Origin of the sequence: Hymenobacter aerophilus DSM 13606, assembly GCF_000382225.1 — a bacterium.
GTDB lineage: Bacteria > Bacteroidota > Bacteroidia > Cytophagales > Hymenobacteraceae > Hymenobacter > Hymenobacter aerophilus.
Map to the genome: position 1 here is coordinate 36,170 of NZ_KB907802.1, position 14,634 is coordinate 50,803.

General features: G+C 62.7%; 12 protein-coding genes. 5 read left to right on the forward strand and 7 right to left on the reverse strand.

Translation table 11 applies throughout. The features are described from left to right. Positions 1-104: 104 nt before the first annotated feature. A complete protein-coding gene (locus H145_RS0102910; RefSeq protein ID WP_019946639.1) occupies positions 105-566 on the forward strand; it encodes a YybH family protein in 462 nt (153 codons plus the stop codon). Positions 567-700: 134 nt separating this feature from the next. Here H145_RS0102910 and H145_RS0102915 read toward each other — a convergent pair whose 3' ends face one another. Then, positions 701-1,837, reverse strand: coding sequence for an App1 family protein (locus H145_RS0102915; protein WP_019946640.1), 1,137 nt, complete (start codon positions 1,835-1,837; stop codon positions 701-703). A gap of 128 nt (positions 1,838-1,965) precedes the next feature. Next, the gene (locus H145_RS0102920) at positions 1,966-2,775 is read right to left on the reverse strand and encodes a M48 family metalloprotease (RefSeq protein WP_019946641.1); all 810 of its coding nucleotides are present in this window, start codon (positions 2,773-2,775) and stop codon (positions 1,966-1,968) included. Between the two features lie 292 nt (positions 2,776-3,067). On the opposite strand from H145_RS0102920, the gene H145_RS0102925 reads away from it, so the two are divergent. Beyond that, the gene (locus H145_RS0102925; RefSeq protein WP_019946642.1) at positions 3,068-4,180 is read left to right on the forward strand and encodes a DNA topoisomerase IB; all 1,113 of its coding nucleotides are present in this window, start codon (positions 3,068-3,070) and stop codon (positions 4,178-4,180) included. Positions 4,181-4,314: 134 nt separating this feature from the next. Here the strand turns inward: H145_RS0102925 and H145_RS0102930 are convergent, their stop codons facing one another. Further along, complete coding sequence (locus H145_RS0102930) at positions 4,315-5,913, reverse strand: hypothetical protein (RefSeq protein ID WP_019946643.1); 1,599 nt, start codon at positions 5,911-5,913, stop codon at positions 4,315-4,317. A gap of 320 nt (positions 5,914-6,233) precedes the next feature. Between H145_RS0102930 and H145_RS19685 the strand changes: the two genes are divergently transcribed. Continuing rightward, the gene (locus H145_RS19685; RefSeq protein ID WP_019946644.1) at positions 6,234-7,832 is read left to right on the forward strand and encodes a hypothetical protein; all 1,599 of its coding nucleotides are present in this window, start codon (positions 6,234-6,236) and stop codon (positions 7,830-7,832) included. A gap of 123 nt (positions 7,833-7,955) precedes the next feature. Here the strand turns inward: H145_RS19685 and H145_RS0102940 are convergent, their stop codons facing one another. Then, positions 7,956-8,378 carry a hypothetical protein gene (locus H145_RS0102940; protein ID WP_019946645.1) on the reverse strand — a complete coding sequence of 141 codons (423 nt, stop codon included), beginning with the start codon at positions 8,376-8,378 and terminating at the stop codon, positions 7,956-7,958. A gap of 157 nt (positions 8,379-8,535) precedes the next feature. Between H145_RS0102940 and H145_RS0102945 the strand changes: the two genes are divergently transcribed. Then, complete coding sequence (locus tag H145_RS0102945; protein WP_019946646.1) at positions 8,536-8,967, forward strand: hypothetical protein; 432 nt, start codon at positions 8,536-8,538, stop codon at positions 8,965-8,967. A gap of 6 nt (positions 8,968-8,973) precedes the next feature. On the opposite strand, the gene H145_RS0102950 is transcribed toward H145_RS0102945, so the two are convergent. The 3 genes from H145_RS0102950 to H145_RS0102960 all read right to left on the reverse strand — a co-directional run bounded on the left by H145_RS0102950 (position 8,974) and on the right by H145_RS0102960 (position 12,502). Then, positions 8,974-10,479 carry an exonuclease domain-containing protein gene (locus tag H145_RS0102950; protein WP_019946647.1) on the reverse strand — a complete coding sequence of 502 codons (1,506 nt, stop codon included), beginning with the start codon at positions 10,477-10,479 and terminating at the stop codon, positions 8,974-8,976. Positions 10,480-10,719: 240 nt separating this feature from the next. Beyond that, positions 10,720-11,184, reverse strand: a complete 465-nt coding sequence (locus H145_RS19690; protein ID WP_019946648.1) for a ferritin-like domain-containing protein — start codon at positions 11,182-11,184, stop codon at positions 10,720-10,722. A 130-nt stretch (positions 11,185-11,314) separates the two neighbouring features. Continuing rightward, positions 11,315-12,502, reverse strand: a complete 1,188-nt coding sequence (locus H145_RS0102960; RefSeq protein ID WP_157541062.1) for an AI-2E family transporter — start codon at positions 12,500-12,502, stop codon at positions 11,315-11,317. A 196-nt stretch (positions 12,503-12,698) separates the two neighbouring features. Between H145_RS0102960 and H145_RS0102965 the strand changes: the two genes are divergently transcribed. Further along, positions 12,699-14,609: a DNA topoisomerase IV subunit B gene (locus tag H145_RS0102965; protein ID WP_019946650.1), complete on the forward strand. Its 1,911-nt coding sequence runs from the start codon at positions 12,699-12,701 to the stop codon at positions 14,607-14,609. Positions 14,610-14,634 lie beyond the last annotated feature (25 nt).

The following is a 14,634-nucleotide window of genomic DNA, read 5'->3' on the forward strand; positions in this document are numbered from 1 at the left end:
GAAGGCCCTTATCAAGTTGAAACGATGACTGTTGAAGCGTAGTAAGGTCCTTCGCTGGGCTCAGGATGACAATATTGCCTCACCAATCAACTAAACTGCGCCCCATGAAACACCTGCTTTTCCCGCTGCTGCTGGCCGCCGCGGCCACGCTGCCCGCCTGCTCGCCGCGCCTGGCTGCCCTCACGCCCGCCACCGAGGCCGCGGCCCGCCACGATATTGCGGCGGTGCTCAACACCCAAACGGCGGCCTGGAACCGCGGCGACGTGGCCGGCTTCATGCAGGGCTACTGGCAGAACGACTCGCTGGTGTTCATCGGCAAAAGCGGCCTCACCTACGGCTGGCAGCACACGCTCGACAACTACCGCCGCAGCTACCCGAGCCCCGCCGCCATGGGCCAGCTCGATTTCAGCCGCCTGCAAATCTGCCCCCTCAGCCCCGATGCGGCCCAGGTTATCGGCCGCTGGCACCTGGCCCGCCCGGCCGCCGGCGACCTGCAGGGCCACTTCCTGCTGGTGATGCGCCGCATTGCCGGCAAGTGGGTGGTCGTGGCCGACCATTCGAGTTAGGATTAGGAATGAATGTCATTCAGAGCGCAGCGAAGAATCTCGCGTGCAGTCGTTGGAATATCCTGCCGATTAGCACGCGAGATTCTTCGCTGCGCTCTGAATGACGTTCTTTCCTAATCCCTAATCCCTAATCCCTAATCCTCCACTTCATCCTTGGCCTTTTCCTCTTTCACGGCCGGAATGGCCTGGTGGAAGATGAGGCCGGTGGCGGCGGCGTGCTCGGCGGCCTGCACCGTGTCCTGCACCAGCAGCATTTCCACCTTATCATTACGCAAATCCTCGCGCACCTGCTCGACCAGGGCGGCCCGGTCGGCGCGGTTAACGTCGCGGATGTAGATGGCCAGGATGCGGCCGGGGTGGCGGCGCACCACCTCGCGGTAGATGTTGGCGTCTTCCTGGCCCGAGTCGCCGATGAGGATGAAGGGTAGCAGCGCGTAGGTGAGCAGCAGGTTATCGATTTCCTGCAGCTTGTGGGCGTGGTGGCTGCTGGCGGCGGCCGTCTGGCGGCGCTGCAGACCGGCATCGCGCAGCAGCAGCGGGCCGGGCGGAATGTCGTTGAGGGCCAGGAAATCGTCGAGCAGGTCGTAGAGGTTCCAGGGCGACGAGCTGACGTAGAAAAACGGGTTGTTGCGCCGGCCGTTACGGCCCAGCTGCAGCTGCCGGTAGAATTCGGCCACGCCCGCAAACGGCAGCCGCGAGCGGGCGTTGCGCAGCAGCACCGTGCGGGCCATGCGCAGCAAATCGGTGGCCGACGTCTGGATAACCGTGTCGTCGAGGTCGGAAATGATGCCGTACTCGGCATCTGCGGGCGGAATGAGCACCATGGCGCGGGTGCGCAAATCGGGCGGGGTGGGGAAGGGGGCGGGCGCCTTCAGCAGCTGCACCGCCACCGGATACCACAAAAAATCGACCGGCGTGGGCAGCGTCTGCGGGGCCAGGTTGAGGGTAAAGTAGCCTTCCTCGTCGGTGAGGATGGGGTGCTCGGAGCCGTCGGCGGGCCGCACGCTGAGCTGGGCGCCGGCAATTTCGTTGCTGTCGAAGCGCCGGTACATGTTCAGCAGGTTGTGCCAGCGCGAGTCGGCCGGGTCGGGCTCACCAATGCCCTTGTCGGTGAGCAGGCGGCCCTTCACGTAGAGGCGCTCGGGTGTGCCGTAGCTGCGGTAGGGCACCAGCTGCAGCGGGTGCAGCAGCCCGAGGCGGGCCCGCAGCCGGGTCAGCGAGTCGTCGGCGCTTTCGGCCCAGTCGTGGAATTTTTGGCGGATAGGAGGCATACAGGGGCAAAGAAAGCAGTTTACCGGCGAGCGGCCGAGTCCGGCGCCGGACCGCCGGCGCCGCGTCAGTCATAAAAAAGGCTCCCGGCAATTTGCCGGGAGCCTGCTAAACATCAGCTTCAGCGTGCCTAGAGGGCGCTTTTCAACTGGTTGAAGTCGTCGGAGCCGGCCGTGCGGTTGCGGCAGTTCAGCTCGTCGGCCTTGGCCTGAATGTTCTGCACGCGGTTGCCGGGGTTGGGGTGGGTGCTCAGGAACTCGGGCGGGCTGGCCTGGCCGTCGTTCTGGGTTTTGATGAAGAAGCCGGCCGCCCCGTCGCAGGCGTAGTAGTTGGTGCCGTTGAGGTATTCCACCGAGTACGCATCGGCCTCGGTTTCGTAGTCGCGGCTGAATTTGAGCTGGCCCAGGCTGCTGGCCACATCGACCAGCGTGTTCTGGTTGTCGCCCAGCACCAAGCTCAGCAGCACGCTGATGCCGTACTGCTGCTGCAGCTGGCGGGAGGTGTGGCGGCGGTCGGCGTGGGCAATTTCGTGGCCCAGCACCCCGGCCAGCTGCGTTTCGTTGTCGAGGTACTTAATCAGCCCCGAGTACACGTAAATGTGGCCGCCGGGCGTGGCAAAGGCGTTCTGGGTCTTATCATCCTTGATGATTTTTACGTCCCAGGGAAACTCGTTGCGGTACTGCAGCTTGCCCGAGTTGAGCACCCGCAGCACGATTTTGTTGAGGGCCGCGTAGGCCTGCGGATTCTGGCTGGCTTCGAGCAGCTGGCCTTTGGCCCGGAAAGTGGAATCGGTCTGGGCGGCTACTTTTTCGCCCAGGGCCTTGTCGTCTTCGAGGGAGAAAAGGAGCACGCCGTCGCCATCTTTGGAGCAGGAGGCCGCGCCGCCGAGGGTTAGGGCCAGACCCGCCAGCAGGCCGGTTTTTTGCAGAACATTCCGCATAGAAAGCAGTAAATTGAGGGGTTGAAAAAAGGGAGATGTACGGGCCGCCTAGAAAAAACGGTGCCAGGGTTGGCCGCACTTTGAGGCGCGCATTGCTTTGGGCGCTGCTTACCGGGGGGCAAAAGTAGGCCTCAAAGGCCCGGAAAACCACTAAGCAGGCATAAAGGGCCCGTTTGCCGGTTGCGTGGGTGCCGCTGGCTGCGGCGTCGGGTGGCAGCCACCTTCGGGCGGGTTTCTGCGTAGAGCAGAACCCGCCCGTCAGCTCTGGCGCGCCTTTCCCGTTCCGCCTCCTATGGTTACCACTGCCACCGCCCGCCCCAAAACCAAGAAAAAACGCCTCGCCCCGCTGCCCGAAGCCCACGAGCTTTACAAGGACCCCGCCCGCCAGGCCGAGCTGGCCGGCCTGCGCTACCTCACCGACAGCAAGCCGGGCCTGACCCGCGAAACCACCCGCGCCGGCAAGGTGCGCTACCGCACGGCCAAGGGCGAGCTGCTCACCGACGAAAAGACGCTGGCCCGCATCGAGGGCTTCGTGATTCCGCCGGCCTGGACCGACGTCTGGATTTCGCCCTCGCCCAACACCCACCTGCAGGTAACGGGCCGCGACGCCAAGGGCCGCAAGCAGTACCTCTACCACCCCGCCTGGGACCAGGCCCGGGCCCTGACCAAGTTCAGCCGCCTGCGGGCCTTTGGCGAGCAGCTGGCCGGTTTGCGGGCCCGTATGCACAAGGACCTGGCCCGGCCCAAGCTCGATAAAACTAAAGTGGTGGCCCTGGTGCTCACGCTCATGGATCAGTCGTTTATCCGCGTCGGCAACAAGGAGTACGCCAAGAAAAACAAGACCTACGGCCTGACTACGTTGCGCGACAAGCACGTGCAGGTGAGCGGGGCCGATGTGCGCTTCAGCTTCGTGGGCAAGAAGGGCGTGGCCCACGACCTGACCATCCACGACCGGAAACTGGCCCGCATGGTGCAGAAGTGCAAGGAAATTCCGGGCCAGCACCTGTTCCAGTTCTACACGCCCGACGGCCAGCGCCACGAGCTCGAATCGGGCGACGTGAACGACTACCTGCACGAGGCCACCGGCCTGAGCCTCTCGGCCAAGGACTTTAGAACCTGGGGCGGCACCGTGAAAATGGTGGAGTGCCTGGAGCGGATTCTGGACGAGGAACCCGAATTTCCGCGCCCCAAAACGCTGAAGCGGGCCATCAAGGACGTAGCCGAAAACCTGGGCAACACGCCCACCGTGTGCTCCAAATACTATATCCACCCCCAGGTAATCGAGCTGTTCAACTCCAACCAGCTCCTCGACTATCTGCGCCGCCACGATGCCGACCCCAGCCAGAACGACCTGCTCACGCCCACCGAGCACATGGTACTGGAGATGCTCAAGGAGGTGAAATAGTGAGATGGTGAAATGGTGAGTTGGTGAAATGGTGAGTTTATTGTTCAAAAGTCCTGATTACGCCATGTGTGCCGTCAGGATTTTTGAACAGTAAATTCACCATTTCACCAACTCACCATTTCACCAACTCACCGCTACCTTCCTGAACCGTCACGGTCGAAGGCGTGGGAGAGGACGTTGTGGGCCCGTTTGTCTTTGGTTTCGGAGCCGGGAAAGAACTCGTTGTTGCGGGCCGTGTCGAAGAAGCGGGTGCGCTTGCGCAGGCCGGCCACACGGGAGGAGTCGCGCACAAGGTCTTCGTGGGGGCCGCCGTAGATGTCGATGAAGGGCGAGCGGCGCACGTTGCCCGATACCAGAAACTCGTCTTTTCCCTCCAGGCCGTGCAGGCGCACCCGCTTGGTTTCGCGCGGGTCGAAGCGGCGCTGGTACAATAACTCGCCCTGGGCCTGGCCGCGGGGTACTTTTTCCAACGAATACACCGATACCACGGTGGCCGTGTCGTTGAGGCGTTCCACTACGAACCGCTCCTTGTCATCGGTGCCGGCTACCAGCACTTCTTCGGCCTGCAGCCGGTAGTAGGTTTCGGCCACCTGGGGCAGCTGGGCGCGGCGGGCCTGCAGGGCGCGTATCATGCGCGGGCCTTCGTAGGCGTACACCGCGGGCGGCAGGCCCTGGCGCACGGCGCGCGTTATTACTTCGTCGGTGAGGCGCTGCTGCAGCGCGTGGGCCGCTGCCAGGTAGGTGGTGCGGGGCACCGTGGGCAGGGCGCGGCTGTCGATGAAGCGGCCGTTGCGGGTGTAGCCGGCAATGCTTTCGTAGCGGGGCCCGAAGGTGCGGAATTTGCCCACCAGCTTGCTTATCAGCCACGAAGCCCAGCCATCATCAAACCGGAAAAAAACCTGGTCGCGGTCCTGCGGAACGGGTTTCCAGAGCCGCCGGCCGCCCGGCTGGGCGTAGGCCGCCCAGCTCCACTGGCCCTCATGCCGGTCCCAGTCGCCGAGCCAGATATCGAGCAGGCGGGCGCGCACGAAGGCCGCGCCGTCGAGCTGGTCGCGCTGGCTGTCGTAGCGCTCGGGCAGCACGTCGTCCGACTCGTCGAGGTCCACGGCCCCGGCCACCGGCCCGTCGATGTTTTCCTTGCCCTCATACTTGCGCTCAACCAGCACCACCCGGCCCTGAAACCGCTCGGAGGCGGGCCCCAGACTGGTTTCGTTGGGGCGCACGTAGTAGGGGCGGGGGCTGGCGTGGGGCACGCCGGCGGCCTCGGCCAGCGGCGGCACCACGAAGGCTCCGTAGGGCATGGCCGCCGAGGTGGCGTCGCGCACGGCCCCGTACACGAAGGTGGGCCGCAGGAACTTGGGCAGCGTTTTTTCGGGGTTTTTATCGATGGTGCGCACCGCGTAGCTGCGGCCCGCCGAGTCGGCCATCGTCAGGCTGGTGGTCTGGAAGCCGCCACCCATCTTCACGAATTCCAGCCCACCCGGCACCAGTGTTTCGGGTTTTAGGATGGGCAGCGTTACGGGCTCGGCCCAGGCCCGGCGGTAGTGCGCACCCAGCACCCAGCGGCCCAGCGGCCCGCGCTGGTAATGGCGGCCGGCCGTTACCAGCGCGCTGTCGGCGCCGGCGGTCAGGGGCGTGGTGTACTTCAGGCGGGCATCGGGCTGGAAAAAGGGCTTGCGGCTGCAGGCCAGGGAGCTGAAAAGCAGAAAGGGCAGAGCGTAACGGTAGTTCATGCAGGGCGGAAAATTCGCGGCTAGGTTCCTTCAACGCAACGCGGGCTTCGCAGTTGAGAAGTGAGATATGAGAAGTGAGATATGAGCCCGGTGTCATTCAGAGCGCAGCGAAGAATCTCGCGTGCTGATGTTGCCATGACGCCTGAATGAAACCTAGCGAGATTCTTCGCTGCGCTCTGAATGACACCGGGCTCATGCCTCCCCTTTTCCCCTCTCACTTCTCATGTCTCCCATACACAACCGCCGGGGTAGGGTTTGCGGTATAAGGGCTGCCGGCCCGCCTGGTGGCGACAGTTCTCCGGCTCTGCTTCTGCTATATCGTGTCTTTCTCCTTTTCTTCGGCCGCGCTGCTGGCTGGCCTGGGCAGCGGGCTGCTGCTCTCCTGCTCGGCCCGCGCCCAGCCGCCCACTACGGCGGCCCGTCCCGTCATCGGCCCCGACTCGACGGTAGTGGTGGCCGCCGGCGCCCAGTACGACCGGGGCGCAGTGCACCGCTTCTTCTGGGGAACCCACTACCGCGACCTGTGGAAGCTGCCGGTGCGCGTGCCGGTGTTCAACCTGCGCACGGCCGTGCCGGGCGGCCTTACGCCCGTGAAGGAGGGCGGCTCGTTCCAGACCAAGAACCTGCGCCTCGTTGACCAGGAGGGCCGCGAGTACGTGCTGCGCTCGGTGGATAAGGATGCCACCAAAGCCCTGCCCGCGGGCCTGCGCGAGGGCGCCATCGGCCGCATCATGAAGGACCAGACCAGCGTCATTCACCCCTACGGCGCCTACATTGCCGCCCCGCTGGCCCGCGCCGCCGGCCTCTACCACACCAACCCGCGCCTCGTGTACGTGGCCGACGACCCGGCCCTGGGCGAGTTCCGCGAGGGGTTCGGCTACGCGCTGTATTTGTTCGAGGAGCGGCCCGACGGCGACCAGACGTCGGTGGAAAGTTTTGGCCGCTCGGCCCGGGTGGAAAGCTCGCGCAAAGCTTTTACCAATCTGCTGGCCAGCTCCCGCTTTCAGGTAGATGCCCGCCAGTACCTGCGCAACCGCCTGTTCGATATGTGGCTCGGCGACTGGAGCCGGCGCGAGGACCAGTGGCGCTGGGCCAGCTTCCCGAAGCCCGGCGGCGGCACCACCTACCAGGCCATTCCGCGCGACCGGGACCACGCTTTTTTCAAGTTTGATGACGGCCTGCTCACCCACATTATCGGCTGGGTGAAAACCAACTACCAGAGCTTCCACGAGCGAATCCGGCTGGCTGATGTGGAGGGCCTCAACCGCGCCGCCCGGCCCATGGACAAGTCGCTGCTGGCCTACCTGACCCGCGACGACTTCCGGCAGGTGGCCGACTCGCTGCGCGGCACGCTCTCGGATGGCGTAATTGCCCGCGCCCTGGCCGTGTGGCCGCCCGAAGTGCGCGAGCTGAGCCAGGCCGAGTTCACGCGCAAGCTGCGCGCCCGCCGCGAGCAGCTGCCCCAGGTGGCCGACAAGTTCTACCAGCTGCTGGCCCGCGACGTGGAGCTGCCCGGCACCGACGAAAAGGAGCGGTTTGTAGTGGAAGCCGCGGGGCCCGACGCAGTGCGGGTGCAGCTGCTGCGCCACTCGCCCAAAGGCGATACGCTGCTGCACCAGCGTACGTTTGTGGCCGCCGAAACCCGCTCCATCAAGCTGTTTGGGCTGGGCGGCAACGATGCCTTCGAGCTGCGCGGCCAGCCCACCGGCCGCATCCGCCTCGACATCTACGACGGCGCGGGCCAGGATTTGATTGAGGCCACGCCCGCCCCCACCAGGCGTTCCGGCAGCCGCCTCACCATCTTCGACAGCGGCGACGGCAATACCATCCGCGTGGGCAAATTCAAAACCAAAGCCTACCAGCCCCAGGCCCGGGAGTTCGACGGCCCGGGCTGGCTGCTGCGCCACCGGCTGTATTAGCCGGCCGGCCCGCAACCAGTTAAGCGCCAAGCCCCTGAGTCCGTGCTGACTTCAGGGGCTTTGCGCTTATCTAAAGGCCATCATCCGAAAAAGCATATTGCCCTTTACCAGGCCTTTGGCGGCCTACTTACCTTCCTGCAGCCAGTTGGTAGCGGCACCCTCGTCGCTGAACAGCTGTACTTTGTAGCCTTTTTGGGCAGCCAGGGCCGAAGACTGGGCCAGCACGGCCAGCGGCGTAGCGGGGGCCGTGCCGGGCTGCCAGGTGGCGGCAACGAGGCAGGCCAGATACACGGGACGGTCGTTGAGGGCCGGGCTGAGCTCGGGCAGGTACTCCTGGGCCAGCCATTCCACCATCTCGGCGCTCGACTGCGAGCGGCGCCGCGAATCAACCAGCCAGCCGCTTACCTGGTGCTCAATGGCGACTTGCAGTACCTGAGTGTAGCCTTGCTGCAGCTCGCTTTGCGATACATCGCGCAGCCAGCGGGCAATTAGTAGGTTGAGGTCGGAACGGTAGGTGATGGAAATGGTGGGGGTATCGGCAGGCATGCGGAAGCTAAACAGTAGGGCAACTCAAGAACAAAGATAGGCGCACTTTGCTGAGTGGGCGCACGAGGCGCCGCCCACCCGCCTGGGCTCAATATGCTGCCCGGCCTATTGAGTGGCTGCCGGGCAGGTGGTACATTTGCCGTTATTCTCCCCGCCGATGCGCACATTTGCCGCCCCCGATTACCTGAGCCTGCAATTCCGCTCCGACCTCAACTTTCTGGTAACCCGTTGGCTGCGGCCCGTTTCCGATGCTGAAACCCGCGCCGGCTACCGGCTGATTCTGGCGGCGGCCCGCGAGTGTAACTGCCCGTTCTGGCTGCTGGATGTGCGCCGCCGCCCGCCGGCCGAGCCCGCTACCACGCGTTGGGGCCTGCAGGAGTTTTTTCCGCAGCTGGGCGCCGCCCTGGGCCAGACGGTGTACATGAGCCAGCTGCTTTCGCCCACCTATCAGGCCCAGACCGACAACGAGCTGGCCTTTCAGCAGGCCGAGCAGCAGGGCCCCGCCCAGGGCTACCACATGCGCCGCTTCAACGACGAAACCAAGGCCGTAAACTGGCTGCGCCAGCAGCAGGGGCCGGCCGCTGGCTGAAAACAGCTAGCCGAATACCTTCACCTGGTCCTTGTGCTTGGTGCGCAGGTACTGGCGGATAATCTGCTGCACGTCCTTGTTGTCGTTGTAGCGCGTGATGGCGTCGCGGAAGTCCTCGAAGCGGCAGGCCGCAAATGTTTCATCGACGTAGCCGAAACCCAGGTAGCGGCCGTTTTCCACCACTACCAGGCTCTTCTCGTCGGCGCGGCGGCCGGCCCCAATCACCACAAACGAGCCGTGCTCGTAGGTAAACGACTCGATGGCGGCCTCCACGCGCTTGTTGTACTCCTCGGCCGGCTCCAGGCCCAGGCAGGCGCCCTGGCAGCGGTGCACTTGGTAATCGAAGCAGGCGCCCGGCGTTTTGTACAGGTCGCACAGCTTCTGGCACAGGTTGAACTTGGATACCTTGTGAAACAGAAAACCCTTGGCCTTGAACTGGTTGCCCAGCGCAATGAGCGGGTGCGACTCGGCGTGGTCGTCGGCGCGGCCGTAGTAGAGGTGCTTGTAGCCCTTGTCGTCGGTGCGCAGAAAGATGCCCGCCGGAAAAACTGAGCGCCGCTGCTGGCGGTTGTAAAGCGGCTTCAGCCGCTTGATTTCGTGCGATTCGTAGAGCAGCGCCACCAGCTCCGAGCCGGTCAGCTCCCAGGTGATTTCCGAAATCGAGTTCTTGAACTCGATGCTCTTGCGCGACTTGTAATCGACGGCAAAGTGCTGCTGAATGCGCTTGTATATGTTGATGCTCTTGCCCACGTAAATCACCTCGCCCGCCTCGTTGTGAAAGTAGTACACGCCCGCCTCCTGGGGCAAAGCGGCCACGTGCGCGGGCGTAATGTTGGGCGGCAGCAGCGCCGTTTTAATGGCTTCCTGCACCGCCTTCATCTTGCGGGGCGAGGGCGCTTTGATGGCTGCCGAAGCAGCCGTAGCGCCCGGCTTGCGGCCCGCCGGCGCCTGGGCATCCACCACGGCCAGCGCGTCGGCCGGGCTCAGGCCCCGGGCCGCGGCCGGCGCTTCCTGCTCCTGGCTGATGTTGAGCAGCCGCCCGAACAAAATGGCCGTAGCAGCCGCGTCGCCGGCGGCGCGGTGGCGGCCGTTCAGCGGAATGCCGATGTTCTGGCACAGCTTACCCAAGCTGTAGCTGGGCTGGCCGGGCATCAGCGAGCGGCTCAGGCGCACCGTACACAGCGTTTTGCGCGAGTAGGTGTAGCCTAAATCACCGAACTCCTTCTTCAGAAACGAGTAGTCGAAGCGCACGTTGTGGGCCACAAACACGCAGCCCTCGGTCATCTCCACCACCTTGCGGGCCACCTCGTGGAACTTGGGCGCGTCGCGCACCATATCGTCGGTAATGCCGGTGAGCTGGGTGATAAAGAACGGAATGGCCCGGCCGGGGTTGATGAGTGAGCTGAACTCATCCACCACTTTCTCGCCATCATGAATGTAGATGGCAATTTCGGTGATGCGGTCCTGGGCCGGCTGGCCCCCGGTGGTTTCAAGGTCGATGATGGCGTACAACGGCTTCTTTTAGCTGTTAGCTATTAGCTGGTAGCTGATAGCTCTCGTTCTGATAAATACCCGGCAGGGCTAAATTGGCTAAGCAGATTGGTAACAAAGATACCCGCCCGGAAGGTTGCAGCCAGTACAAAGGCTGTCGGCCGGCACCGGATTTCGGTTCTGTAAGCCAGGATGCCACAAAAAAAGGAGCCCACCAGATGGCGGGCTCCTGTTCAAAACTGAAAGCTGGCAGCTAACAGATTACATTTTGTGCTCGGTAATCCAGTTTTTGGTCGACAGAATTTCGCTGTGCTGCTTCTGAATCACGTTGCGGGCTTCGGCCGGCAACTCGTTCGACTGCAGGGCCGTTTCGTAGCCTTTCAAAGCCGTGGCGTCGCCGGTTTCGCACTCGCCCAGAATGGCCGAGTCGTTCTGGCCCGTAATAGCCGACTTAAGGTTGATCCAGCCGCGGTGCACGGCAGCGGCGGCGTCCGTCAGGGCGCCTTCCACGGTGCCTTCCTGCTCGGGGCTGATGCCGAACTGCTGGGCGTGCTGGCTCAGCTCGGAAGCGAACTGGGCGCGCTGCTGGCTGAACTGGCTCAGCTTGGCTTTCAAATCGGCACTGCTGACGCCTTCGGCCGCTTCCTGGTAGCCTTTGGCGGCCGTTTTGTTGAGTTCTACGAGGTCGTTGTATGCGCGGGCGGTTTCGCCGGTGATAGTAGCCATGAGTTGGGAAGTTAAGAGTAGAAGATAGGCGCCGCACCTAGCGGCGGCAACTGCGTCCTTATACTGCCGGGGGCCGATGCCGGGTTACGTGCAAAATTGTGGTTACGCCGGCCACGGGCCTAGTGCGGCCCTACGCCGTGCCGCGGCCCAGCATCTGGTTCCAGAGCCGCTTTAAGCCGCCCGGCTCGGCCGATTCGGGTTTAAGCGAGTCGTCGCCGTCGGCCGTGTCGCCCAGCAGAAAGCCCCAGGGCTCGGTTACCTTGTTGGCGTCGAGCACCACCTTGATAACGGCCATCAGCGGGATGCTCAGAATCATGCCCGGCGTGCCCCAGAGCTCGTTGCCCAGTATCAGGGCCAGAATGGCGGCCAGCGGATTGATGCTCACCTGCGAGCCGGTAATCATGGGCGTGATAAAGTTGCCCTCCAGAAACTGCACGAACACAAATACGCCGATAACCAGCGCGGCCTGCAGCGGCGAGCCGGTTTCGACCAGCGTGACAATGGCCGGAATGGTGGCGCCAATCAGGATGCCGATGTAGGGAATCACGGCCAGCACCGAGGCGAAAATGGCGAAGAAGATGGCAAATTTCACCCCCAGCACCAGCAGCCCGATGCCGTTGAGCACTGCCACAATCACAATCACCTTCAGAAGACCCGAAATGTAGGCCTGCACCACCGTCTGGATGTTATCGACGGTGTGCAGCACCTCGGTGCGCTTGTCGGGCGCTACAAACCGGAACATGAACTGGCGCAGGTGGTCGCGGTAGAGCAGCAGGCAGAAGATGTAAATCAGCACCTGGGCCAGGTTGCTGAGCACGGCCGTGGTGGTGTTCAGCGTGGTGCCCAGGTAGGTGCCGCCCGACTTCTTGAGGGCCTTCATCGTGGATTCTTTCAAATCGTCGAGGCTCATGGGCTGGTAGCCGAACTTGCGTTGCGCCCACTGCTGGCCGTCGCGGAAAAACTCCAGCAGCTTGTCCTGCAGCTTGGGTAGCTCGTCCTGGAACTGGGCCAGCTGGGTGCCGAAGGCCACAATCAGGCCCGCAAAAAGGGCCAGCACCAGCAGCAAACACAGGATGATGGCCAGAATGCGGGGCACCTTATGGTTTTCGAGCCACTGGCAGATGGGCAGCAGCAGCAGCGAAAACAGGGCCCCAAACAGCAGCGGCAGCAGAATATCGTCGAGCTTTTGCAGGGTGTAGACCAGCAGCACGGCCGCGAGCAGGAAGAACGCAAACTTCACGCTCGACACCTGCCGGACTATCGGTGGCGGCTGGGGCGTGGTAGTAGGCAAACGGTGCGGGCTTAAAGGAGAATTCATTTTACTAAAATTATTGGGAGAGAGAAAGTCGGGCGGCAAGGCGTTAGTGTAGATTCGGAAGATGAAAATCGGGCTGGTTACGCCGGCGGTTGGGAAATGCGGCGAGCTTTTGCTAACTTTACTAGCGAAAGGAAACGCGGAAAAGGTCAGTTTTCTGCGTTATTTTACCTCAACTTTTGACTGGCAACCCTCCGGCATGGCTGAAGAACAGATTTCCGTGGCCACCCACGGCTACACCGAAGACAGCATCCGCTCGCTCGACTGGCGCGAGCATATCCGGCTGCGGCCGGGCATGTACATCGGCAAGCTCGGCGACGGCTCAGCTTACGATGACGGCATCTACGTGCTGGTGAAGGAAGTGATTGACAACTCTATCGACGAGCACGTGATGGGCCACGGCCGCACCATCGAAATCAAGATTTCGGAGGACAAAGTGCAGGTGCGCGACTACGGCCGGGGCATTCCGCTGGGCAAAGTCGTGGACGTGGTGAGCAAGATAAATACGGGCGGCAAGTACGACAGCAAGGTGTTCCAGAAGTCTGTGGGCTTAAACGGGGTGGGCACCAAAGCGGTTAATGCGCTCAGCAATTACTTTCTGGTGCAGAGTGTGCGCGACGGGCTGATGAAGTCGGCCGAGTTCTCGCAGGGCATGCTGACGAGCGACCCCAAGCCCCAGAAAACCAGCCAGCGCAACGGTACGCTGATGGTGTTCCAGCCCGACGACTCGATTTTCAAGAACTACCGGTTCTACCCCGAGTACCTCGAAAATCAAATCTGGAACTACGTTTATCTCAACGCCGGCCTCACCATCCACTTTAACGGCCAGAAGTATTACTCCGAGCACGGTTTGCTCGATTTGCTGTCGCGCAAGGCCGACCCCGAAACGCTTCGCTACCCCATCATTCACCTGAAAGGGGAGGATATTGAGCTGGCCCTGACCCACGGCAACGACTACGGCGAGGAGTATTACAGCTTCGTGAATGGCCAGTACACCACCCAGGGCGGCACCCACCTGGCGGCGTTCCGCGAGGCCATCGTGAAAACGCTGCGCGAGTTCTATAAGAAGGACTACGACGCGGCCGACATCCGGGCTTCGGTGATTGGCGCCATTTCGGTACGGGTACAGGAGCCGGTGTTCGAGAGCCAGACCAAAACCAAGCTCGGCTCGCTCAACATGGGCCCCGATGGGCCGACGGTGCGCAACTTCATCGTCGATTTCGTGAAGGAGCATCTCGACAACTACCTGCACCGGAATCCGGCCGTGAAGGAGGCCCTGCAAAAGCGCATCGAGCAGAGCGAGCGGGAGCGTAAGGACATGGCCGGGGTGAAGAAGCTGGCCAACCAGCGCGCCAAAAAGGCCAACCTGCACAACCGCAAGCTCCGCGACTGCCGCTTCCACTTCGGCGAGGGCAAGCACGACGAGGAGGACCAGACCACGCTGTTCATCACGGAGGGCGACTCGGCCTCGGGCTCCATCACCAAAAGCCGCAACGTGCAGACCGAGGCCGTATTCAGCCTGCGCGGCAAGCCGCTGAACTGCTTCGGGCTGAAGAAGAAAATCGTGTACGAAAACGAGGAGCTGAACCTGCTTCAGCACGCGCTCAACATCGAGGAAGGCATCGAGAACCTGCGCTACAACCGCGTGGTGATTGCCACCGACGCCGACGTGGACGGCATGCACATCCGGCTGCTGCTGCTCACGTTCTTCCTGCAGTTCTTTCCCGATTTGGTGCGTAACGGCCACGTGTATATTCTCGAAACGCCGCTGTTCCGGGTGCGCAACAAGAAAACGACCATTTACTGCTACAACGAAGCCGAAAAGCAGGCCGCCATGCGCCAGCTCGGCCGCAACCCCGAAGTCACGCGCTTCAAGGGCCTGGGCGAAATCAGCCCCGACGAGTTCGGCAAGTTCATTGGTGAAAACATCAAGCTGGAGCCCGTGATTTTGCAGGCTGAGCGCTCGGTGCAGCAGATTCTGACTTACTACATGGGCAAGAACACGCCCGCTCGCCAGGAATTCATCATCGACAACCTGCGCCTCGAAAAAGACCTGATTACCTCCGACGTGCTCCCCGTAGCGGAGGTGGCCGAGGAGGATTTGGCGTAAATTTCAATACCGTACTTAATTTCAT

Bases quoted from the DNA above. Each gene is read 5' to 3' on its own strand.
- H145_RS0102945 (WP_019946646.1), top strand. From the start codon at position 8,536: ATGCGCACATTTGCCGCCCCCGATTACCTGAGCCTGCAATTCCGCTCC.
- H145_RS0102930 (WP_019946643.1), bottom strand. From the start codon at position 5,913: ATGAACTACCGTTACGCTCTGCCCTTTCTGCTTTTCAGCTCCCTGGCC.
- H145_RS0102965 (WP_019946650.1), top strand. From the start codon at position 12,699: ATGGCTGAAGAACAGATTTCCGTGGCCACCCACGGCTACACCGAAGAC.
- H145_RS0102920 (WP_019946641.1), bottom strand. From the start codon at position 2,775: ATGCGGAATGTTCTGCAAAAAACCGGCCTGCTGGCGGGTCTGGCCCTA.
- H145_RS0102910 (WP_019946639.1), top strand. From the start codon at position 105: ATGAAACACCTGCTTTTCCCGCTGCTGCTGGCCGCCGCGGCCACGCTG.
- H145_RS0102925 (WP_019946642.1), top strand. From the start codon at position 3,068: ATGGTTACCACTGCCACCGCCCGCCCCAAAACCAAGAAAAAACGCCTC.
- H145_RS0102915 (WP_019946640.1), bottom strand. From the start codon at position 1,837: ATGCCTCCTATCCGCCAAAAATTCCACGACTGGGCCGAAAGCGCCGAC.
- H145_RS19690 (WP_019946648.1), bottom strand. From the start codon at position 11,184: ATGGCTACTATCACCGGCGAAACCGCCCGCGCATACAACGACCTCGTA.
- H145_RS0102960 (WP_157541062.1), bottom strand. From the start codon at position 12,502: ATGAATTCTCCTTTAAGCCCGCACCGTTTGCCTACTACCACGCCCCAG.
- H145_RS0102940 (WP_019946645.1), bottom strand. From the start codon at position 8,378: ATGCCTGCCGATACCCCCACCATTTCCATCACCTACCGTTCCGACCTC.